This is a genomic window from Moritella sp., from assembly GCF_013215705.1.
Classification (GTDB): Bacteria; Pseudomonadota; Gammaproteobacteria; order Enterobacterales; family Moritellaceae; genus Moritella.
The window spans coordinates 142,396-166,673 of record NZ_JABSQR010000011.1 but is presented as its reverse complement, the minus strand read 5'-3'; the positions used below and the strand labels follow the sequence as shown (position 1 = coordinate 166,673).

The following is a 24,278-nucleotide window of genomic DNA, read 5'->3' as shown; positions in this document are numbered from 1 at the left end:
GTGAACCTTTTAAAATCCGTGATAATGATCTGATCACAAAGTTTACGAAAGGTTCCCTGATTTAGTCAACAACGCCGTTGGAGGGTGCTGAACGACTGTTAGTTAGCACATAATCTTTAGCCTTGTAGATTTTGGCGGTAATAATGGCAAATACAATCATTGCTCTATTTTAGATTCAGGAATCGAGTCACAGCAGGGATACATTCCTTTCCTGCGTTTTTGTTCCCTTCGACTAAAGCTGAAACAATAGCCCCTTCTTTAAGCATGAAAATCATGTCCGTAAGCGCGTTTACGTCTTCTGGATTATCTATAAATAAACTAAGTTGGTTCTTTATTAATGATCTGATTGCTTGTTTATGCGAACGACAGTACTGACGTATAGGAGAGTCGGTTACGCTGTATTCGGCTGCGGTATTGATAAAAAAACAACCTCTAAATGGGCTAAGCTCTGGCACCTTGTTATTAAACCAATCGTCTAAACCATAAAAGAGTGCAAGTATGGATTTTTCGCCAGACTTTTCACTATCAAGAATATCCTTAAACCATTGATTAAAAATACCATCTCGATATTCAAGAGTTGCTAATACAAGATCATCCTTACTAGAAAAATGACTATATAGCGTTTTTTTAGCTATGCCAGACTGCTTCAATATTTCATTAATACCGACAGAATTAACACCCTTGCTATAAAAAAGTTGTAAGGCTGTTTGAATTAATACTAATTTTTTTTCATTCATGAATAGCTCCTGTTATGAAATATGTTGACACATGTAGACCACTCTGTCTACTATCGCTAGGTAGACAGAGTGGTCTACACTAAAGGAGGTTATATGAAAAAATTTGTTTTTCCGGTTATTGCGGGTGTTTTTGCAACGCTAACTATCGGTGTTTTGGCCTATTTAGGTAGTGCTACAAATTCTGTACTGTGGTTAATGGCGCCCTTTGGCGCTACTGTTGTCTTGGTATTTGGTGTACCTAAAAGTCCGCTTGCTCAGCCTAAAAATGTTATTCTTGGGCACTTATTAACAGCGTTTATCGGTGTGTTATTTGTTGAATATGTTGGTGTTGAACCTTGGTCACTGGCTCTTGCGACAGGTTTAGCGGTGACTATTATGTTACTTACAAATACAACTCATCCACCCGCTGGAGCAAATCCCATGGTTATCATGTTATCGGGACAAAGCTGGGCATTTTTATTTACTCCGGTGTTGATTGGATCATGTGTGATTGTTTGTTTAGGTTTGGTATTAAATAAATTGAGAATATCGTATTTCGAAAGTATTAAATAAAGGAATTTCATGAAAAAAATGTCTATTTTTTGATTGTGACGGTACTTTGATTGATAGTGAAAGGCTATGTAATAACGGTAACAATCATTTTATAGCTAACAGGCTTAGTAATCATTGGATGGTAAACAGCAACCGATGATTGAGCCAAGTATCATATACATGAGTAAAGTTGCATGTTCAAAAAATGCAAACCCAATGAAGCCAAAAGCGAGGATTTTAGCCACATGACTGATGCTTATAGGCATAGATCTGGTGGCTAATACACTGATGGCGATTTGGCCCTGTCGCGTCGACGATAAGCCCTAAACCCTAAACCTGTCTGAAATAAACGGCTGTATTCACCCGTGTCTATCGCTAACTGCGACGTTACAGGGAACGCTTCAAAATCTAGGTGTCACACGTTCATTCAATCGGCCGCGTTGGTCAATTAACGTACTTTATACGATTGATAATCATTTGTATTAATAAAATTTAATTTTTTAATGAAAATAGTCGCTCTCTATTAAATAAGCTCGATTTTCTTAATTGGGATTATTGTAAGAATTAAAGAAGGTGATTATTGAGCAGAACATACATGCAGTTATTATTTGTTTTTTCTATCATTATAAGTGTCCAGGCTTATAGTGCTCAAAAAAATGCGCTAAACACGCTCTCTCCCGTCAATGACGCGCGTCAGGCGTTACAGACAAATCAGCGCAATATTGAACAATTAATTGAACAGGGTCGTTATCAGCAATTAAATGGCAGCAAACTACAGGCTCGGGATGAAACCAAACCCTTATTGCCGGATACAACTCAATGTTTACCCATTAAGAATGTGTATTTACAGGGCATAACGCTATTTACGAGTCAGGATCTGGGTGGGCTAACAGCGCTTCCTAAATACTGTATTACCAGTACACAACTAAATGTGCTGGTGAGAGAAATAACCCTGTTATACGTAAGCAGAGGATACATCACGACCCGGGTTAAATTTATACCACCGGATCAGCAGGGCAGATTAGGGTTGCAAATAATAGAAGGATTTGTCGAAGGTATAGATGACCCAAGCCTACGACTTAACTTAACCAAATTATTTCCCGGTGTAATCGAGCAGCCATTAAATTTGCGGGATCTGGAACAAGGTCTGGATCAGGCAAATAGACTGCAGTCAAATCGGGTTCAACTCGATATCACTCCCGGGCGTAAACTAGGAGGGTCGCGGATCAAATTACATAATGACAGTTCTAAGCAGTGGCACCTGTCAGCATCGATGGATAATTACGGCCAGGAAAGTACCGGTAAATGGATAACCCGGGTTGGCGTAACATTGGATAACCCATTCAATCTCTCTGATTTTGTTAATTTTAGTGCCAGTTCATCACTGACAGAGTATGACGAAAGGTACAACCGCAGTTATTCATTATTGTATTCAGTGCCATTTGGGTATTTTACGGTTAATGGATTTGCCAGTTTTTCGGAATATTTGAATAACCAGCAGTTAAAAATTCATCGTGTTGCTTTACACGGTAAAACCCAACAAGCAGGGATAAAAGCAGATTATGTGTTTTATCGTGATCAAGATCAGCTAGACAGTGTCTTTACCCAGTTGTCGTATAAGCAGGCAGATAACTATTTTGAGACGGTACGCCTAGATATCAGCAGCCCGACGTTAACTGTTGCTGAAATAGGTATTAGCCATATGCAGATTTTACCAGCAGGTCAGCTTAATTTTAATGTAAGTGTTGAGCAGGGGCTCCCCTGGTTCGGGGCTGACAATAGCCGTGATAAGTTCAGCGCTTCTGATACTGAGCCTGAGTTTGTTAAGGGTAAATTATTGGTAAACTTCAATCAATATTTTAGTCTGTTTGAGCGGAATTATTTATATAACGCGCTCTGGTATACCCAATACAGCCCAGATTATTTACCGGGTGTTGAGTGGCTAAGTATATCTGATTCCGCAGCGGTGCGTGGTTTTAGTCACACATCGTTGTCAAGCGACGGTGGTTGGTATCTTCGTAATACGTTATCTCATCGATTTCTAGGACTAGAAGGAATATTTACCGCACATATTAGTGCAGATGCTGGGCATTTATATGCACAACAAACAGCTATAGGTTTGTCTGCGGGAATTAATTATAGCTATCAATGGCTCAGTCTGGGGCTTGACGCTAGTCAGGGCTGGGTATTATCCGAAGGTGATGTACCAGAAGAAAATGTACAGCTATTAGGGCGTATATCAGTAGTATTTTAATGTTAAATGGAGCATATATGAATTTTAAACTTTCCGCATCAGGTAAAATGACCATCACGCTAATTATTGCATTAACGTCTTCGGCAGTAATAGCGGCGCCGGGTATCGTTGCTGCAGGTGATTCGCAGCACTTACCAGGCGTCAGTACAGCCAGGAACGGTGCATTAGTTGTCAATATTGTCGCGCCTAACGCTTCTGGTTTATCCCATAATCAGTATCAAAGCTATAATGTGAATACACCGGGGGCAGTGTTAAATAATTCAACGTCAGCGGGTCAATCCGTGTTAGCCGGTCAACTGCAGGCTAATGGCTTTTTACATGGCCAGGCAGCCTCCATTATTTTGAATGAAGTTATTAGCCGCAACCCCTCGTTATTGCTGGGGGCGCAGGAAGTTTTTGGCATGGCGGCTGATTATGTACTCGCTAACCCTAACGGCATTACCTGTGATGGCTGTGGTTTTATCAATACCAATACCACCACATTGGCTGTCGCCACACCGTTAGTAAAGCGGGGCACTATTGACGGTTATAGCACTACCAATAACTCAAACTCGCTGAGCATTGGCAATGCAGGTTTGTATGCTAATCAGATCCTGCAACTGATCGCTCCCACTATCAATAGCCGCGGCGCGATCACTGCGCAGCAAAGTATTACGGCTATCACTGGTCAAAATATCGTGGATAAAGATGCAGAGTTGGTAAAAGCCGATACGTTTACGGATTCTGAACTCGACAGTTACTACCTTGGCAGCATGCAGGCCGGTAAAATCAAGATTGTTAATACTGCTGCAGGGAGTGGTGTTAATCTTGGTGGTAGCTTGACGACCCGTGAGGGCATTGATGTTGATGCCGCAGGTTATCTGGGCATTGAAGCCGCAAAACTGCGTGGTGACGACATCAATCTCACCGCAGATACTTTGCATGCCAAGGGTAAGATCGTCAGTGAGCAGATCGACAAAGATGGCGGTGAAAACTATACAAACTACCGTGGCGCTATCTATGTTAATCAGAAAGAAACCCATGAAAATCTGATCCAGACCGAGATCGAGGGGAAAAATATCACCTTGGTAGCCGTGCATGAAAATCGTATTTCGGCAACAGATATCAGTGGTGACACGATCAACCTCACTGGTGGCAGTCTCGTGTTAGACGGTCAGAAAACAACGCAAACGGTAGAGCATACGGACGACCGTTGGTTTTATTCTTGGGTGCAGAATAAATCTCAAAAAGATGTTCAGGAACAGCAGCACGGCACTCGGTTGAACGCGACGAAGAACATTACAATAACCTCAGAACAGGGTGATCTGAGTGTCAGTGGTGCGCAGCTCATAGCGCAAGATGGTATAAGCTTATCATCGCAACAAGATATTATATTAGACGGTCTGGTAGCGGATGATAGCCATAATCAGAAAACCTATCACAAAAATCATACGGCAAAGTTGCTGACAGGTACGCAGGAAAGCAAAGACAGTAAGCAGACGCTGACAGCGAGTGAGATCTCTACTGCGGGTACCGTTAAAATTATCGCGGGTGGCAATATTAAGGCGCAGGCGACGCAGATCAATGCGGGTGACGATTTAACATTTCTGACCGAGCAGACATTAACAGCTGGTGTGCAACAAACCGTTACCGAACAGCTGAATTCGGATAATAAAAAATACTGGGGCGGCATTGGAGGCGGATCAAACAACAGTGATAAACACAGTGAACAAAATAGCCATGCTTCTGTCTTTCAAGCTGGTGGCGAGATCATAATAGCTGCAGATGCCGGGGTTCAGATCACCGGAAGCCAGATAAAATCTGAGCAGGGTGGCGTTATCCATGCCAATGAGGGGGAAATCAACATTAACAACGCCGTTAATACCCGCACTGACAGCAATAGCTCCCGCAATGGCACTATCTTTAATATTACCAACCGATCAGCTAAAAGTTATCAGCAGATTGATAAGGTTTCCGGCAGTGAAGTCGTCGCTGAAACCTCTCTTGATATCGTCAGTGGTAAGGATGTGAATGTCCGGGCCAGTTCTGTCGATACCAACGGCAGTCTGAATATCACATCAGACGGTGATATCAATATTGACGGCGCTGTAGATCTGACGCATGTTGTAGAGGAAAAAACCTCGCTCACCGTTAAGGGTTATGCCGGAAAAGACGGCAACAAACAGTATAAAGTCGGCTTTGAAATTACCCATAACAGTGATAAAACTGATCTAACCAGTACTGAGTTGGTTGGTTCAAGTGTCACTGGCGGTGATGTTAATCTGCACGCGGCAGATACGGTAACAGTGATAGGATCTGATCTGAACACAACCGCTGGCGATGCCAATATCAGCGCGAAAAACGTGGAATTCCTGGCCGGTGAAGACACAAGTGTGACCGATCATGAAAATACCTCCGTCGGTGGTGGTTTATATTTCTCGGGCGGCTTAGAGAAAGGTCGAGTGGCCGTTAAAGTCGATTATGCAGAGGAACAGGCAAATTCAAGCCAGAGTATCGCGAAAGTTAGCCATACCAGCGTTGCCGGTGACTTGAACGTGCACGCGACTGAAAAGGTGACTCAGCAGGGGACTCAACATGATGTGGCGGGTACTTATCGGGTCAGTGCTAATGAACTTGAAAATTTGGCGGCGGAAGATTCGCTGATCGAGAATAACAAAAAGCTTAATGTCGGCGTCGAAGTCGGTGTCGAAGCCAACTATGCCAGTGTGACTAAACCAATTGAAGGTGCGATCAAAACCTTAATTCAGTTGGATGTCAAAGGTAGTACTGAGGCCATTAAAGGTGCTGTGACAGATGTTGTGGGTGTCGGAAAAGAATTGATCGATAATAAAGGTAAACCAAGCTGGTCACAGGCAACAACAGTCGGTGATGCGGTTAATACTGTGCTCGATCAGGATCTCCCTGGTAAGGTAGTAAAAGCCGCTGGTGCGATCAAAGAGATCGGTGGTGCTATCAAAGATCTCGCGAAGGCTGATTTTACCATGCCGGAGGCGGGCGTTGATATTGCTGTTAAAGTGGCCAATAATCAATCTGACAGTCACAGCACTCAGGCCAAGGTAACTCAGATCAAGGCCGGTAATATCGAGATCAATGTGGCTAACAAACTTCATGATCAGGGCACTGATTATGAAACCAGTGACGGCAGTATTGAGATCCGCGCTCGTGAACACCAAAGTGAAGCAGCCTTTAATACCACTGAAGTGAACAGCAGTGAGATCAGCGGTGGCGGTTCTGTGCAGGTTGCGACCTCAACAGGCCACGATATTAAGGTCGGGGCACAGGGTTATGGTAGTAATAAACAGCACCAGCAGCAGAGTAAAACTGCGCAGGTGGGTCATCTCACTGCGAAAAACGGGGTCAATATTCAGGTTGAAGAGGATGCCAGTTATCAGGGCACTCATTTTGACGGCGGCCTGGGTAAAGCACAGGTCAGTGCAGGCAATGATCTGACTATTGAACAGGCTACAAACTCATCATCAGATACCGGCCGTGACTTTGATCTGGCGATTACAGCCAAAGTCGGTGTTACTCCAAATTCGAAAGATCTGGGTGGCAGTATCAAAGGCGGTTATGCCAATAATGTCGACAGCACTACCGAAGGCGTTGTTAGTGAGCTTAATGGTCAGGGCGGTGTTGAATTAAATGCCGGTCGAGATCTCACTCTGCAGGGTAGTCAGATTGGCAGTACAGATCAGCAAGCCGGTTCGGTCACTATTGCGGCTAACGGTCAGGTTGATATCAGTGCGGCAACGGCAACTGAAAGTCATGAGAAGGGAAGCTATGCCGGTAACCTTAATATCGGAGGTGGCCGCACCCAGGGCGAAAAATCATCGTCAAATAAAGGTAGCTTAGGCGTTGGCGTGGATTTAAGTCACTCGGCGAATACGCAAATGACTGAAACAGGTGCCGCGATCACCAGTCAGGGAGATGTGTCGGTGACAGCGGGGGCTGAACATGAGCAGGCTGTATCGCTTAAAGGTACTCATATTAAAGGTCAACGTGTTGATATTGAATCAGAAAGTGGCGGTGTTGTTATCGCCAGTGCAGATGAGAAAACACACGGCAGCGGCTGGAACTTTGGGTTGAAATTCAGCGGTGACATGACATCAGCAGCGTCGAAACTGGGCGATACAATAGGTCTTAAAGGGGGTTATGAAAAACAGGATAGTCTCGATTATGATAATAGCCGCATCAGCGGGACTGACGTGAACATTGACAGCGCGAAAGAGCTCACACTCACTGGTGCGAATATAAGTGGCCAGCAGGTGACCGCTAATGTGGGTGGTGGGTTGCAGCTTGATAGCCAGCTAACCCATGACAGCAGTTACAAAGTCGGTCTGCAAATAGGTATTGAGAAAAAGGCCGATGCAGTACCGAATAAAAACAGTGTGATGAAGAACATTGCGAAAGATATCCAACTCAAGGGTGTGTATGAATACGCTGACAGTGATAGGGTGACAGAAGCAAGTTCAATATCCGGTGAGCAGGGGGTTACCCTGAATGTCGCTGGCGATACCCTGTTGACCAGCAGCGATATCAGTTCTGAAATGGGTAAGGTGGCGTTAAATACTCGTCATCAAACCACTCAGGAACTGCAAGAAAACCAGAAAAATGGCAAATTTGGTGGCGATCTTGGCAGAATGATACGCGGATTTTTTAGCCTAAATCAAGACAAAAGCTAGAGTTTAGGAAGCAGAAATCTGCAGCATAAGCCATCGTCGGAATATTTTCCGGTGATGGCTTTTTTGTAACTTGAATTGGATATATCCCCGTGAACAATGAAGATATAAAGATAACCGTTACAATTAAGTAAGTGCGACTAAGGATACTTATCTCTGCACCAGCTATTATTTATATACATAAATAATAATTGGGAAAACATCATGTCAGCAATAAAACTATACCGCCATCCATTATCTGGACATGCCCATCGTGTCGAACTGCTGTTATCATTACTGGGATTGGAAACCGAACTTATCGATGTCGACTTGTTGAAAGGTGAGCACAAACAGCCTGCATTTTTGAAAAAAAATAGTGCAGGGCAGGTGCCTGTTATTGAAGACGGTGATGTGACCTTGTCAGACTCCAATGCTATTTTGATTTACCTCGCCAGTAAATACGATGATGCGCATACTTGGTTGCCAATTGAGCCTGTAATCGCCGCCCAAGTACAAGGTTTTCTTACTATTGCTGCGAGTAGTGTTGCTTATGGCCCCGCGACGGCGCGTTTAATTACCATCTTTCACGCGAAATTTGATCACCAAAGAGCCTTAGACATCGCACATGCGATGTTAAAACAATTAGATCCGCATTTAGAACACCACCCTTGGTTGGTGGGACATCAACCCACCATTGCAGATATTGCCAATTATACCTATATCGCACACGCGCCGGAAGGAGGGGTATCGTTACAAGACTACCCGCATGTTAGGCGTTGGTTATCTCGCGTTGAGGAACTTAAAGGCTTTGTGCCTATGCAAGTTACTGCGGTTGGGCTTGTTGTCTAAGGTGGAATGAGTGTTGCGGTTGAAGTGATTAAAGACTACGAAAAGCAACCTTCATTTCATCTCGAATCTAAAAAGGAATTTCGCCAGTGTGTTTATCGCCTGTGTTTTTCTTCGACTGTAATAAATTGCCGTAAATACGTTGGATTTACGGCAAAATATGGGCAAATACTTAACGCTATTATTCCTGAACACCAAGCACAGAAAAATAAATACATCGCATTAATCAATAACAATACCGCCATCAAAGCATTACGTAATGATTATATCGCCCATGTGCAATCAAGCTTTTTCTTCTATCCATTTTTACATTTCTTTTCATTGTATAACCTAGAAGATCGAATTGATTTTATCTATTATTCGAGCTGGTCATCGCACTTTAAGTCGTTACATATAACTATATAAATATAGTGACCGTAACTTTAAATATTCTAATACTGTCGGAAATCGTAAGTATATTAATTAGATGAGTGATGTTAAAGTATGCTGGCACCCATTTATAGGTACTTAGTTGTTGTTTCTATTTTTATAAATTACTTTATCTCATTTATAAGGTGTATTGTCATTGTGTCAATCTGAGGAACTGTTAAACATGGATAATCATACTTGGTTAGAAGAAACCAAACTGGTTGGTACTATAGTGACGTTAATGCCATTGCAGCGAAAGCATGCGGATGCATTGATCGAAGCGGCATCTGATGGCAACTTGTGGGAGTTATGGTTTACCAGTATACCAACGCCTGAAACAATCGATATGTATATTGAAAAAGCATTAAATGATCATTCATTGGGTCTCGCATTACCTTTCGTCGTTGTTGATAATGCAACGGGCGATATCATCGGCTCGACACGTTTATGTGAAATAAGCCCTGAAAATGACCGTGTTGAAATCGGTTATACTTGGTATGCAAAACGTCATCAAGAAACCGATGTTAATATAGAATGTAAGTACTTGTTATTACAACATGCTTTTGAACAGTTAAATGTGATTGCGGCTGAGTTCAGAACGCATTGGCATAACCATGTTTCACGTGCTGCAATCGCGCGTTTAGGGGCGAAACAGGATGGGGTACTACGTAATCATAAAAAAGACAAAGACGGTCACTACCGCGATACGGTGGTATTTTCAATTATTGATCACGAATGGCCAATGGTGAAACACAGTTTAAATTATAAGATGAATCGGTAAATGCATAATTAACCAAGGCGCTGGTTTGGAAAACATGGAAAAGGCGGTGAGCCAAGGTATGCTTAAATAGATATTTGTTTAGTAATACAATAAAGTTGTTAAAAATGGTGAAGAAGTCGGCGCTTCCTTGTTGCAGTGCTTGGTCTGATTTAGCCTTTATGCTATTTTCTATACACAATTTATTATAGGGAATACCTAAAATGCCAAAGGCAAGTGACGTTAAAAAGAATACCGCTGTTGAATATAATAACGGCGTATACATCATCCGTGATATCGAGCGCTCAGTACCACAAGGCCGTGCCGGTGGCAGTATCTACCGCATGCGCTTGTACGATGTCGTTACAGGGTCAAAAATTGATGTAGTATTTAAAGACAGCGACAACCTTAACCTTGCTGATCTTACACGTAGCCAAGTTATATTCTCTTACTCTGACGGTGACGAATATGTATTCATGGATACAGAAGACTACACACCTTACAGCCTAGATAAAGCAACAATTGCTGATGAGTTACTATTCATCACAGAAGACACGCAAGGCCTTCAAGTACTTATCGTTGACGGTAAGCCGGTATCTATCGAACTGCCTTCTGCGGTTGAAATGGTGATTGTAGAAACTGACCCATCAATTAAAGGTGCGTCGGCAAGTGCGCGTACTAAACCAGCGATCCTTTCTACTGGCCTTACGGTACAAGTACCTGAATACATAGCTAGCGGCGAAAAAATCAAGATCAACACGACTGACCACAAGTTCATGAGTCGTGCAGATAAATAATAGCTTAGTCTATTAGCGAAAAACCCGTTATCTAAAGCAGATAACGGGTTTTTTTATTTCTGTTACTATTTATCTGTTTCTGATCGAAAGAGCCGCTTTACCTTGGTGCAACGTGCTGCACTTATTACTTGAATCCCGCAACACTTCTTGAATGTACTTCTGGAAATGTTTTTTGGTGATTTACAATTTCTATTATGGTGAGTCACTGACGATAAGTTAGCTGTAGCATGGTTCGTTACAGTGTAAATCACTTCAAAATAGGTCAGAAATATAGACTATAGCTGTCACGCAGCACAATTCTCATATATTTTTTAGAGTAATTGCACCAATTGTTAGTTTTGATTATTGAAAGTCGTTGATTATAGGTGTAAATTACCTACCTATTAATGGTTATTATCGATACTTAAGATTAGTAAGTTTGGCACTATCTAAAAATAAAACGTGCCGTTGCTCAATTGCGAAAAAATCCAAGTTTATATTGTTCGAATTAAGCGATTTGATGTTACTAATATTCAAGCCAATTGAATTTCCAGTTAATAAACAGAATGACGTTAAGTAAAAACAACTTTGATTCTTTTAAAATTTTAAGGAAATGAAACACTATGGGTTTTTTATATAATATGCCAAACATTGAAGGCTGGGGGATTGCAATTGCCGTTCTCTTTACCTTAATGGCTTTCAATGAACTTGCTCGTACCACACGATGGGGTGGGATCGCGATGTTTGTTCTGCTTCCTGTTGTCTTGACAATTTTTGTTTGGCCTACAACAGCGGCTCCGGGTAATGAATACGGTACCGGTAACTGGTTTAACTGGGTTAAAACATACTCAGCACTTGCTGGTGCGCTTGGTTTTATGGCCATTCGTTTTATTCCTCGTCTTGCTAAAAACAAGTATGCATTAATCTTCCCGGCCGCTATTCTTGCTATTAATATCTTCGAAGCCTGTCTCCGTGATTTTCAGGTATTCAGCTTTGGTGCATGGGATGGCGAAGTCATCAACAACTTGTGGATGATGTCTGGATCTTGGAATATCATGAACGGTATCGCAGGGCTACTTAACATCGTCGCTATCTGTGGTTGGACTGGCATTATTATTTCTAAAGACAAGTCTAAGGATATGATCTGGCCTGATATGATCTGGCCTTGGATCCTCGCGTACGATTTCTGGAACTTCGCTTATACCTATAACTGTATCTCTGATCATTCTTTCTATGCGGGTGTTATACTGCTACTTTCTTGTACTATTCCTGCATTCATCATCAAGAAAGGTGCTTGGCTACAACATCGCGCTTCAACATTAGCCTTGTGGATTATGTTTGTGATGTCCGTTCCTCAATTCGCAGATAAAATTGCACCAGTGCCAACTACGCATGATCCAAAAGCATTCTTCATTGTAAGTTTGGTTGCACTACTAGCAAATGTTGCACTTGTGGTATACCAGTTTAAAAAGATCCGTAAACTTAAACTGAATCCATTAAAAGATGAAATATATACAGACACAGCCGCTTATAAACTTGTCATTAAAGAAAATACTTAATTAAAGTATTGGGATTGATCATTTAAGGTGTGTTTAGGGGGTAACAGAACCAACTGTGATCCCCTGCAAGGTTAACCAATCTGAAATGATGCGTGTAGGTATCTACCTCAACTTAATTTGTATCTTTGTATCTTTGTATTGTCGATAGTGGCGTGGTTATTCTGGTCATAGGTCGACAAGCTCTGAACGAAGACGATTCTCACCAATAAATGAAACGGTCGCTTGATGCGGCCTTTTTTGTCTAATAAATTATTCCTTTATGATTAGTTTTTATTCTTCATTTGTGTTGGTAATGTGATAACAGGCGTTAGATTACGCTTTTAATTTATGTGCCAGCGTAACATAATGTTTAAATTACTTATTAATACTATATTGTATATAGTCATTGAGATGTAATCGGTATATTATCCTTAGCCCAAATTATACTAAGAACAGGTGTGTTTTGAAATATAGAGTTGCTATTTACTTAGTTGTTATTATCAGTGTTATTATTATTTATCAGATCAACCGTTCTGAGAGCAAACAGCTAGATAAATTTCAACAATCATTTCAGGTGGTAGAGGGGCGTTTAGGTGAGCTTTTCTATCAACTTCAAGCTATCCAATATGGCATGTCACAACTGAGCAGCTTAAGTAATCCATTAGCGAATGAGGCAAACTTAAACTTCAAACGTACCGAAGATAATACCTGTCAAATATCAAAAAATCCGAGTCGGGAGCAAATGTACGACTTTGAAACCAATTTTTTAGTGGTAAGTGATGGTTCCGGTTGTGAGCCAAATTCGGTATTACACGATAAGATCACTGAGACCATTAAGATCGCACCAATGATGACATTTTTGGCAGGCCGCGCAGAAGATGTGATTAGTCTTTATTTTATCTCTATGGATAAATTTGTGATCACCTCACCAAAATATAATGCGTTGGTAATCAAGCCCAGTGAATTTGAAAGTAAACTATTTACACGACCTTATATGCAAAAGGTATTCAGTGTGGGTATTGAAAATCTGGGCAATAATATTTTTATTTCGGGACCGTATGCAGATTTTAGTTTAAATAAAGACGTTATTACTTTCTCCATTGCTATTTTTATGAATAAAGAGTTCTATGGTGTGCTTAATATGGATATTTTATGGGAGGAGCTAGTTGCCGGAATAGACTCAGATTTTCACATTATTAATGATCCGAAGCCGATACCAGGTGATTCACTACTCAGTGAACCGCTCAGTTTTGATGGTTTGCCCAGCGATTTACGTTTAGTTATGCCTAATACAGCGAGTGATCAACTTACCTATTTAATTAAAAATAGTCTTGTTGATATCGCTTTCTATTTCATTGCGATTGTACTGGCTGGCTGGGTGCTATATACCTTGAACTTACGTATGGTATCGCAAAAATTAGCCACTGAATCACATCATGATCCACTAACGGGCTTATTAAATCGCCGTGGTTTTATGGTGGCACTGAAAAGTGTAGAACGCCATCAATATTATTCTTTTATGATTATTGATCTCGATAATTTTAAGCACGTTAACGATACGTATGGTCACCCGGTTGGTGATGGCGTATTGGTCCGAGTTGCAACTGTTATTCAGCAACAAATCCGTGAAAAGGACATATTATTACGTCTCGGTGGAGAAGAATTTGGTTTATTGATCGCTTATAACAAAGATAATAAACAAATTAATATATTTGAACGTATCTGTGAAGCGGTAGCGCACTTACCACATTACAGTGAAGATATTGAGTTTCACGTGACCATGTCTGGTGGAGCAGTGACAACGTCATCAATTGATCAGATTAAATCAATCGAAAGTATTATGAAGCAAGCCGATGCACTCTTGTATGAAGCCAAGATCGCGGGTAAAAACCGTGTGTTATATGGCGACTTTAATCGCAGTAACCCACTGGAACCCTAATTCAGTGGCTACAAAATTGTGTTATCGACCGATATCTACACCATGATGGCTGAATTAATTATTATTAACCAAATAGCTATAAGTAAGTGTTAATGATGTTTTTAAACCATATTTTAGAGCGTTATTGTTACTTAAATAGAGCTTTGGTTGTTTTCTATATTTTATTTGTATTTCATTTAGGGTCAAGTATTGGAAAAATGACGTTATAAATATTAACATGACAGTAACCTTATGAAATAAGGTGAATAAATAAGATTTATATCGTTTATAAATTATTTTAAATTGTATAAAAATGATCTTTACTTCTGAATCATTTAGGATTAAAGTCTCGCCGAAATATGCAGTAACCAGCAACTGGTACACATATAGTCGCATAACCTACATTTAAACAATTTAACTTAAGGATACAAGGTGAGAACATTCGCCTGGACAAACCCACGAAGCAGTATTTTCGTACCTGTTGTCGGTTTGTCATTTTTTGCTATTGCATCTGGCTTTTTAATGAGCCTAATTCCGCTATCACTACCATCATTTGGTCTAAGTCTGACACTAACGCCTTGGTTAGTAAGTATCTTTTATCTGGGACTATTAATTGGTTCATTACAGATAGAAAGAGTAGTCACAAGCATAGGTCATCGTCTTGCGTTTATTTTATTTTTAAGTGTGTTGTTATTATCAATCTTTTTGATGATCGCAGTGCCAACTGCTGCCACGTGGTTAGCGTCTCGCTTTATTGCGGGTATTGCTGTAGCTGGCGTATTTGTTGTTGTTGAATCTTGGCTATTAATGGCCGATACAGCAAAGCAACGTGCAAAGCGCCTTGGCTTATATATGACGTCTTTATACGGTGGTAATTCACTTGGTCAGCTAGGACTTGTACCAATCGGCGTAGAGGGTGTTTTTCCTTATAGCATGGTGATTGCTGTATTGTTGATTGCGATACTACCGCCATTATTAATCAAAGTAGGGCAGCCTGATCGTACTGGCCATCAAAAGATCAAGTTAGCAGAACTAAAAACACTCAGCCGACCTGCAATTTTAGGTTGTTTCGTGTCGGGTTTGTTAATGGCACCGGTTTATGGTTTGATGCCTTTGTATATTAAAGCGCAAACTGGCAGTGCGGAGCAAACGGGGATGTTAATGGCGATCATTATTTTGGGCGGCATGTTAGTGCAACCATTAGTCAGCTATTTATCACCAAAAATGAGTAAGACATTGCTAATGTCATTATTCTGCTTAGTTGGTGTGCTAGGGATTATCGGGATATTAACGACCCATGACTCAGTGTTATTAAGTTCAAGCTATATGTTATTGGGCGCGAGTGTATTCTCGATATATCCGATTGCGATCTCGCTAGCGTGCGATAACTTAAGCGTTAGCAAAATTGTGTCGGCAACGGAGATCATGCTATTAAGTTATAGCGTGGGTTCCGTTGTTGGCCCTGTTGCTGTACAAGGCTTTAAGCATTATAACAATGGCTTAATTACATACCTTGGTGTTTGCATGTTAACGATGTGCATTTACATGCTTATTAAAAGTGCGACATCAAAGCCAAGCGATCATTCTGCTATCTCGCAATAGGATTACAGGTAGCCTTGTGAGCACAGTGTTGATACGGTTAAGCCGGTTGATGGTTTAACCGTATTTTACTCGTTGTATTCATACTATCGTCAATATGTTCGTTTATTTACATTTTATCTTTTTCGACCATTCTTGACTCTACAGTATTAAGTATTTATGCTACTTAAGTACTTATAAAGTGTTAATTTTTATGACGAGTATGCGCTATAATTCCACCCATATATGATATTATTCTGGTCAAACCAGCTCATATTTGCGTGTTTTGTATATTGAAATAGCTCAACGTGTCTCATTTGAGCGTATTTTTGTGTTCGAACGCTCACTTTTATTCTTTAATTGTTTTAATTATGTGTTAAAAGTGTAAATTCAAAACCACACGAACATTGTGTACACCCTACATAAAAATATAACAAAGGAATGAATCATGGCTAACAATAAACAGCATACTCTGATGGGCGAATGCCTGGCTGAGTTTATTGGCACTGGACTGCTAATTTTTTTTGGTGTCGGCTGCGTAGCTGCATTAGTATTAACTGGCGCTAGTTTTGGTCAATGGGAAATCAGTATTATATGGGGTATGGGGGTAGCTATTGCTATTTACTGTACAGCCGGTGTATCTGGAGCTCACATTAACCCTGCTGTGACGATTGCCTTAGCAGCTTTTCATGGATTTGATAAGAGCAAAGTATTACCTTATATTTTCGCGCAATTATCCGGTGCTTTCTGCTCAGCAGCTTTAGTATACGGTCTATATAGTAATTTATTCACGGACTACGAAATTGCAAACGGTTTCCTACGTAACAGTGAAGCGGCATTATCGACAGCGGGTATTTTCTCTACTTATCCACACCCATCACTCTCATTCATTGGTGCATTTTCGGTTGAATTTGTAATTACTGCAGTATTAATGTTTGCTATTTTAGCATTGGGTGATGAAAGCAACGGCGAACCTCGCGGTGCAATGAATCCTATACTTATCGGTGTGTTAATTGCGGTCATTGGTGGCTCTTTAGGTCCACTAACTGGTTTTGCAATGAACCCTGCACGTGACTTTGGTCCTAAACTGTTCGCTTACTTTGCGGGTTGGGACTACGCATTAACAGGCGCTAAAGATATTCCTTACTTCATCGTACCAATTTTAGGTCCAATTGTAGGTGCATGTTTTGGTGGTTGGTTGTATCCAAAAGTGATTGGTCAATATCTACCATCAGCAGGTCACGGTTGTACTATCCCAAACCAGTGTGATGACGAATCCGCTGAAGGTGAAGCTGCTAAAGTATAATTTGGCAACGATGAATCATTGTTTAATAAATGTTGAATAATACCTAAGCAACTTTGAATACGATATTATTTACAACGAATAACTAAAATAAATAAGTAAAATCAATACGTAACATCATAAATTTGCTTGGGTGTATATTTAAATATATAGATAAATAAATAATAAAATAAGACCTATTACTTTAAACACTAAGTATAAAGTACTCTACCAAATGAAATTAAAAGGACTTCATAATGACTGAGAAAAAATACATTATTGCTTTAGACCAAGGTACAACTAGTTCTCGTGCCGTTATTCTTGACCACGATGCAAATATTGTCAGCGTTTCTCAACGTGAATTTACGCAAATCTATCCGCAAGCCGGTTGGGTTGAACATGATCCACTTGAAATTTATGCAACTCAGAGTTCAGTATTAGTTGAAGTGTTAGCGAAAACAGGTATCACCAGCGATGAAATCGCCGCTATCGGTATTACTAACCAACGTGAAACCACCATTGTTTGGAATAAAGAAACAGGCAAGCCAGTTTATAACGCAATCGTATGGCAGTGTCGTCGTACTGCAGATATGTGCGATAAATTAAAAGCACAAGATGCAGGTTTTGAAGAATATGTTCGTGAAAATACTGGTCTGGTTGTTGACCCGTACTTCTCAGGTACAAAAATTAAATGGATCCTTGATAATGTAGAGGGTGCACGTGAAGACGCTGAAGCAGGTAAACTACTGTTCGGTACCGTTGATACTTGGTTAGTTTGGAAAATGTCACAAGGCAAAGTTCATGTAACAGACCACACTAACGCATCTCGTACAATGTTGTTTAACATCAATACACTACAGTGGGATGAGAAATTACTTAAAATTCTTGATATTCCATTATCAATGATGGCTGAAGTGAAATCTTCTTCAGAAGTGTACGGTCAAATGAACATCGGTGGTAAGGGCGGTACGCGTATCCCTCTAGCTGGTATTGCCGGTGATCAACAAGCTGCACTTTATGGTCAAATGTGTGTAGAGCAAGGTCAAGCGAAAAACACTTATGGTACTGGTTGTTTCTTATTAATGAACACGGGTAAAGAAAAAGTAACATCTCAGAATGGTCTATTAACTACGTTAGCATGTGGTCCACGCGGTGAAGTTGCATACGCACTTGAAGGCGCGGTATTCATGGGTGGTGCTTCTATCCAATGGCTACGTGACGAAATGAAATTACTTTCAGATGCAAAAGATTCTGAATACTTTGCGACTAAAGTTGAGACTTCGAATGGTGTTTATGTTGTTCCTGCATTTACTGGTTTAGGCGCTCCGTACTGGGATGCATATGCACGTGGTACGATCGTTGGTCTAACACGTGGTGTGGGTGCCAATCACATTATCCGTGCAACACTAGAAAGTATTGCCTATCAAACACGTGATGTATTAGATGCAATGCAAGCAGATTCAGGTATTAAGTTGGCTGAATTACGTGTAGATGGTGGCGCAGTAGCGAATAACTTCCTAATGCAATTCCAAGCTGATGTACTAAATACAACGGTATTACGTCCGGCTGTAACAGAAGTAACTGCGCTAGGTGCTGCATATCTTGCTGGTCTGGCTGTTGGTTTCTGGGATAGTCTAGATGAACTTTCTGATAAAGCTGTTATCGAAAAATCATTTGTACCGCACGATGATGAAGTGAAACGTCAACGTCGTTACCGTGGTTGGAAACGTGCTGTTAAAGCAGCACAATCATGGTCTGAAGGTCATGACGAAGAAGATGATTTACTGTAATAGTGTTTGAGTTTGATTGCCAGTAGGCCATCATCCTAGTCTAAATAGAAAGAGTGCCGGTTATATAAATAGAAAGTGTTTATATAGTGGCGCTCTTTTTTTTGGATTTTTTATGTTTTTTAGCATTATTTGGTCTATTTTTGTCATCACGTGGACATAGTTTTAATGTTAATAGTCATTCGAGCGTTTATGGTCGATTAAATTCAAAATTAAATGTTCGAATTGTAAGGTTTAATGCGCGAATTCGAAAGTAAGTGGTGATTTTAATAGAAAAGTGTTCTATATTAGTTGCAGATGTTCGATAGCGGTCGTTCGCTCAAACAAGAATGTATTAAAGTGAGTTTAGTATGAATAATGGAAATCAGAAAGTAATGACCAATGACGTAAACAATAAAGTGTTAGACCTGATCGTGGTAGGCGGCGGTATTAATGGTGCTGGTATTGCTGCAGATGCTGCAGGCAGAGGCCTAACTGTTGGTTTATATGAAGCCGCCGATTTTGCTTCAGCCACGTCATCAGCAAGCTCTAAATTAATTCATGGTGGTTTACGTTACCTTGAACATTACGAGTTTCGCCTGGTATCTGAAGCACTAGCAGAACGTGAAGTATTACTTAAGAAAGCGCCACATATTGTTAAACCAATGCGTTTCCGTTTACCACATCGTCCTTTTTTACGTCCTGCATTACTCATTCGTGCTGGCTTGTTCTTGTATGACAACTTGGGTAAACGTACAACGTTAGAAGGCAGTAAACAAATAAATTTAGCTAAATCAGGCTTACTTAAAAAAGAAATTACCAAAGGTTTTGAATATTCAGATTGCTGGGTTGATGATGCGCGTTTAGTGATCCTAAATGCCATGGCCGCACAACGTAACGGCGCCGAAGTTGAAAACTATTGCCGTGTAGAAAAAGCCGTTCGTAAAGATGGTTTATGGCAAGTCACTATGTTAAACGAGCAAACCAATGTCCGTTTTGAGCGTACTGCGCGTGCATTAGTGAACGCAGCGGGTCCTTGGGTTAAACAATTCTTCGATGACAGTATGGAAGAAGAGTCCCCACGTAACATTCGTTTGGTGAAAGGTTCACATATCGTTGTACCGCGTATTCATGACGAAGAGCAAGCTTACATTCTACAAAACAAAGATAACCGTATTGTTTTTGTTATTCCTTACATGGAAGACTTTTCTATTATCGGTACGACAGATGTTGAATATGTTGGCGACCCACGTAAAGTCGCGATCTCTGATGACGAGGTTGATTACCTGATTGAAGTGGTAAACGAGCATTTTGTTAAGCAACTTAACCCAAGTGATGTGGTTTGGACTTACAGCGGCGTGCGTCCACTGTGTGATGACGAATCTTCATCTCCACAAGCAATCACCCGTGATTACACATTGGAAATTGAGCAAGAAGGCACACAAGCGCCATTGTTATCTATCTTCGGTGGCAAGTTAACGACTTACCGTAAACTGGCGGAGTCGGCAATGAAACTAATTTCACCGTACTTCGATAAAATGGGTGATTCATGGACAGCTGATACAGCGCTTCCTGGCGGTGATTTTAACTACCCACGTACACAGTTAGTTGAAAACATCTGTTCACAGCATTTATGGTTAAACCCTGAAACAGCAAAGCGTTATGTTAATCAGTTTGGTACAGATTCTTGGGACTTATTCGCGGGTTGTACATCTGAAGCTGATTTCGGTATTCACTTTGGCCAAGGTGTTTATAGCCGTGAAATTGATTACTTAATTGAAAATGAATTTGCTAAGAAAGCGGAAGACGTTTTATGGCGTCGTACTAAGCTTGGGCTGTACTTAAGCAAAGAACAGCAAGCGGCTGTTGCTGACTACGTCAATGCAAAAGTGGTAAAGCAAAACCCAGTAAAGCTAGATAAAGTTGGTTAATTGCGTAATTCACGGCGCTAATTAAACAGCTTAATTAAGCGCCACTAATCATTGATTAGTGGCGTTTTTTTATATCTGACGTTTATGAATAGTAGGGTACGATCATAAGGGAGGGGCTTATTACATGCCTGAATAATTGGGCCCGCTGCCGCCTTCCGGTGGTGTCCACACGATGTTTTGTGACGGATCTTTTATGTCGCAAGCTTTACAGTGGATGCAGTTTTCAGCATTGATTTGGAACTTTACTTCTTTATCTATCATGACTATTTCATAAACTGCAGCAGGGCAATAACGTTGCGCAGGCTCTGCAAAGTTGGGTAGGTTAGTACACATAGGTATACTGGGGTCGGTAAGTTTAAGATGGCATGGCTGCTCGGCATCGTGTTGTATATTAGCTAAAAACACCGAACTTAGGCGGTCAAAGGTTAAAAGGTTATCTGGTTTAGGGTAAGTGATTGCTGAAGATCGAGTGACGTTTTGTAATTGGCAATGGTCTGGTTTTGAATCGTGTAGGGTAAAGGGTAAGCTTTTATGCAGTATGTTCTGTTCAAACCAAGTCACGCCTAACATGGCATTACATCTGTGGGTGATGGGGGCAAAATTACGGGATTGGTATAACTCTTGATACACCCATGACGCTTTATACAATAAGGTGAAATGTTCGAGGCTGTTGCCTGCACCGATCTCTTCATTCAATTTTGTATTCTTGTTTAACGCTTTATTTAAGTCTTGTTCTTGCTCTCGTTTTTCGTTGGCTTTATCGCTATTTAACGCCATTGCTGCAAACACAGCTTCAGCACCTATCATGCCCGTTTTCATTGCGGTATGCGTGCCCTTTAATTTAGCTACATTCAAAGTACCCGCATCACAACCCAGTAATAGGCCACCGGGGAACACCATCTTAGGGAGGCTGTTATAACCACCCTTGGTGATGGTTCTTGCGCCGTAAGCAAGGCGTTTGCCACCTTTTAGATAGCGGCTGAACGTGGGGTGTAATTTAAGGCGTTGAAATTCTTCGAAAGGACTGAGGTAGGGATTTTGGTAGTTTAAATCGGTGATGAGACCGACATAAACCTGATCTTTGTCAACGTGATAGAGAAACGCACCACCAGTGGCTCCGTGTTCAGCTAGTGGCCAGCCGATGCTGTGCATGACTAATCCCGGATTATGAAGGGCTGGGTCTATTTGCCACAGTTCTTTAATGCCCAGTCCGTAATGCTGTGGATCGGCGTCTTTATCTAACTGGTATTTTTCGATTAATTGTTTGCCTAAATGACCGCGAGATCCTTCGGTGACTAAAGTATATTTGCCAATGAGTTCCATGCCCGGCATAAAATTGTCTTTTTTATTACCGTGTTTGTCTCGCCCCATGTCCCCCGTGATCACTCCTTTGACGCTGCCATCGTTATCAAATGTAAATTCATTAGCGGCAAAACCAGTGAATATCTCAACACCCAAATCTTCAGCTTGCTTGGCTAACCAAATACATAAATCGCCAAGACTGATGATATAGTTATGTTTGTTGTCTAAGCTTGATGGCACTAACATACGAGGGACGCGGCGGGCTGTGGTTGCATTTTTGAGTAACCAGGTATCATCTTGTTTGACTGTGTTAGTCACTGGTGTGTTTAAGTTTTTCCAGTCGGGGAAAAGTTCGTCTAATGCGTGGGTTTCAAAGATAGTACCCGCAAGGATATGGCCACCGATATCGGCCGCTTTTTCGAGAACGCAAACGCTCAGTTCGGTGTCAGATCCTAGCGCAAGTTGACGCAAGCGACAGGCCGCAGACAATCCCGCTGGACCCGCACCGACAATGACAACATCAAATTCCATTGATTCACGTTTCACGCTTGGCATCCTTATCCACTCATTTATATTAAGTATTGTGTATGTTTGAATAAGCGCCAATCATATTATCGTTTGCAACTAACTTTCTGAATTTGACTGGTAAATTCACATATTTTAGTGAAAATGAAGGTTTAGTGGAAAATAATGAGTACAATATCGTTAAATGTATTTAATCAATATACCTAGTTTAATTTGAGGTTTTATTATGTTTAAAAAAGCGCCTTTAGCAATGCTGTTAACCATGGCATCTTTTAGTTCGTTTGCAGCAGAGAATACGTTCACAGCTGAGTGTGGTTCAGTGACTATTGCAGATATGAATTTGGGTAGTGCAACCTTAGTCGCCAATATTGATGCTTTTATTTTAGAGCATGGCTATGATTGTGATGTTGAAATAGTGCCGGGTAATTCGACAATAACAGCAGCGTCAATGATTGAAAAAAATACGCCTGATATTGCGCCCGAATTTTGGACAAACCAGATCCGAGCGACATTAGTTAAAGGTGGCGAAGAAGGTCGTATTGTTGTTGCTGGTGATTTACTGTCTGACGGTGCGGTTTCTGGTTTTTGGGTCCCAGCCTATATGGTAGCGAAAGATCCATCTTTGGCTACGTTAGCGGGTATCAAGGCTAATGCTAAATTATTCAAACACCCCGAAGATCCAAGTCGTTCTGCTTTCATGGCTTGCCCAGCAGGCTGGACTTGTCAGATCTCAACCACCAACTTATTCAACGCGATGGATCTGGCTGATTACGGCTTTGACTTAGTTGATCCAGGGTCCGGTGCTGGATTAGCGGGCTCTATGGTTAAAGCGTACGAAAATAAAGAAGCATGGTTTGGCTATTATTGGTCGCCAACCGCGATCATGGATAAGTACGATATGGTACGCGTTGATTTTGGCACTGGTTTTAATCGTGAAGAATTTGAAAACTGTACCATCATCGAAGATTGTGAAAACCCGAAAGTGACGGATTATCCTGCCGCTCCTGTACAGACGATTGTCACAACCAGCTTTTCAAAAAGAGAGCCTGAGGTGATGCAGTACCTGTCTAAACGTTCATTTACTAATATGCAAATGAATCAGCAGTTGGCATGGATACAAGAAGAGCAAGCTGATGGTGACTATGCCGCAGAACACTTCTTATTGAACAATAAAGCGATGTGGAGTCAGTGGGTGCCGAAGAACGTGGTTAAAAAAGTTGAGATTGCGTTAGCTGATTTATAATCGCTAACACGCCTTACTCATGTGGAATTGTTGGTTAGTAATGACTGACAAATTAATAATCAAAGGAAGCTGAAATGCTTCCTTTTTAACGACTATTTTGTTAAAGGTTACATTTTTGTAGCTAAGAGTATGTTTCTTGCAGTGCAGATAATAGCGCTTGGTAAATCGGGTCACAGAACTCAGCGACTTCTTTGCTATTCGCTGACTCGAAACTTGAACGCCATTCAA

The 24,278-nt window shown here is 41.0% G+C and carries 16 protein-coding genes; 14 read left to right on the top strand and 2 right to left on the bottom strand.

Annotated elements, in window-relative coordinates; genetic code table 11:
- Nucleotides 1-164: 164 nt before the first annotated feature.
- Nucleotides 165-737 (bottom strand): TetR/AcrR family transcriptional regulator, encoded by a 573-nt coding sequence (locus HRT96_RS09450; protein ID WP_293155440.1) that lies wholly within the window; start codon nt 735-737, stop codon nt 165-167.
- A gap of 93 nt (nt 738-830) precedes the next feature.
- Here HRT96_RS09450 and HRT96_RS09445 point away from each other — a divergent pair, with 93 nt between their 5' ends.
- The 13 genes from HRT96_RS09445 to glpD all read left to right on the top strand — a co-directional run bounded on the left by HRT96_RS09445 (nt 831) and on the right by glpD (nt 20,980).
- A complete protein-coding gene (locus HRT96_RS09445) occupies nt 831-1,289 on the top strand; it encodes an HPP family protein (RefSeq protein ID WP_293155437.1) in 459 nt (152 codons plus the stop codon).
- A gap of 574 nt (nt 1,290-1,863) precedes the next feature.
- Complete coding sequence (locus tag HRT96_RS09440; protein ID WP_293155435.1) at nt 1,864-3,522, top strand: ShlB/FhaC/HecB family hemolysin secretion/activation protein; 1,659 nt, start codon at nt 1,864-1,866, stop codon at nt 3,520-3,522.
- Nucleotides 3,523-3,539: 17 nt separating this feature from the next.
- Entirely contained in the window at nt 3,540-8,204 is a 4,665-nt protein-coding gene (locus HRT96_RS09435; RefSeq protein ID WP_293155433.1) for a hemagglutinin repeat-containing protein, read from the top strand.
- 201 nt (nt 8,205-8,405) lie between these two features.
- A complete protein-coding gene (locus tag HRT96_RS09430) occupies nt 8,406-9,029 on the top strand; it encodes a glutathione S-transferase (RefSeq protein WP_293155431.1) in 624 nt (207 codons plus the stop codon).
- 6 nt (nt 9,030-9,035) lie between these two features.
- Nucleotides 9,036-9,431, top strand: a complete 396-nt coding sequence (locus HRT96_RS09425) for a hypothetical protein (RefSeq protein WP_293155429.1) — start codon at nt 9,036-9,038, stop codon at nt 9,429-9,431.
- A gap of 187 nt (nt 9,432-9,618) precedes the next feature.
- Entirely contained in the window at nt 9,619-10,215 is a 597-nt protein-coding gene (locus tag HRT96_RS09420; protein WP_293155427.1) for a GNAT family protein, read from the top strand.
- Between the two features lie 200 nt (nt 10,216-10,415).
- Entirely contained in the window at nt 10,416-10,988 is a 573-nt protein-coding gene (gene yeiP / locus HRT96_RS09415; RefSeq protein WP_006032209.1) for an elongation factor P-like protein YeiP, read from the top strand.
- Between the two features lie 602 nt (nt 10,989-11,590).
- A complete protein-coding gene (locus tag HRT96_RS09410) occupies nt 11,591-12,526 on the top strand; it encodes a DUF5692 family protein (protein ID WP_293155425.1) in 936 nt (311 codons plus the stop codon).
- Nucleotides 12,527-12,968: 442 nt separating this feature from the next.
- Nucleotides 12,969-14,444: a diguanylate cyclase gene (locus HRT96_RS09405; protein WP_293155422.1), complete on the top strand. Its 1,476-nt coding sequence runs from the start codon at nt 12,969-12,971 to the stop codon at nt 14,442-14,444.
- Between the two features lie 411 nt (nt 14,445-14,855).
- Nucleotides 14,856-16,025: an MFS transporter gene (locus HRT96_RS09400; RefSeq protein ID WP_293155419.1), complete on the top strand. Its 1,170-nt coding sequence runs from the start codon at nt 14,856-14,858 to the stop codon at nt 16,023-16,025.
- 424 nt (nt 16,026-16,449) lie between these two features.
- Nucleotides 16,450-17,307: an MIP/aquaporin family protein gene (locus tag HRT96_RS09395; protein ID WP_293155416.1), complete on the top strand. Its 858-nt coding sequence runs from the start codon at nt 16,450-16,452 to the stop codon at nt 17,305-17,307.
- Nucleotides 17,308-17,540: 233 nt separating this feature from the next.
- Nucleotides 17,541-19,073: a glycerol kinase GlpK gene (glpK, locus tag HRT96_RS09390; RefSeq protein ID WP_293155413.1), complete on the top strand. Its 1,533-nt coding sequence runs from the start codon at nt 17,541-17,543 to the stop codon at nt 19,071-19,073.
- 347 nt (nt 19,074-19,420) lie between these two features.
- Nucleotides 19,421-20,980 carry a glycerol-3-phosphate dehydrogenase gene (gene glpD, locus HRT96_RS09385; RefSeq protein WP_293155410.1) on the top strand — a complete coding sequence of 520 codons (1,560 nt, stop codon included), beginning with the start codon at nt 19,421-19,423 and terminating at the stop codon, nt 20,978-20,980.
- A 120-nt stretch (nt 20,981-21,100) separates the two neighbouring features.
- Here glpD and HRT96_RS09380 read toward each other — a convergent pair whose 3' ends face one another.
- Nucleotides 21,101-22,813, bottom strand: a complete 1,713-nt coding sequence (locus tag HRT96_RS09380; RefSeq protein ID WP_293155452.1) for an electron transfer flavoprotein-ubiquinone oxidoreductase — start codon at nt 22,811-22,813, stop codon at nt 21,101-21,103.
- A 220-nt stretch (nt 22,814-23,033) separates the two neighbouring features.
- On the opposite strand from HRT96_RS09380, the gene HRT96_RS09375 reads away from it, so the two are divergent.
- Nucleotides 23,034-24,050 carry an ABC transporter substrate-binding protein gene (locus HRT96_RS09375; protein ID WP_293155407.1) on the top strand — a complete coding sequence of 339 codons (1,017 nt, stop codon included), beginning with the start codon at nt 23,034-23,036 and terminating at the stop codon, nt 24,048-24,050.
- Nucleotides 24,051-24,278: the final 228 nt, after the last annotated feature.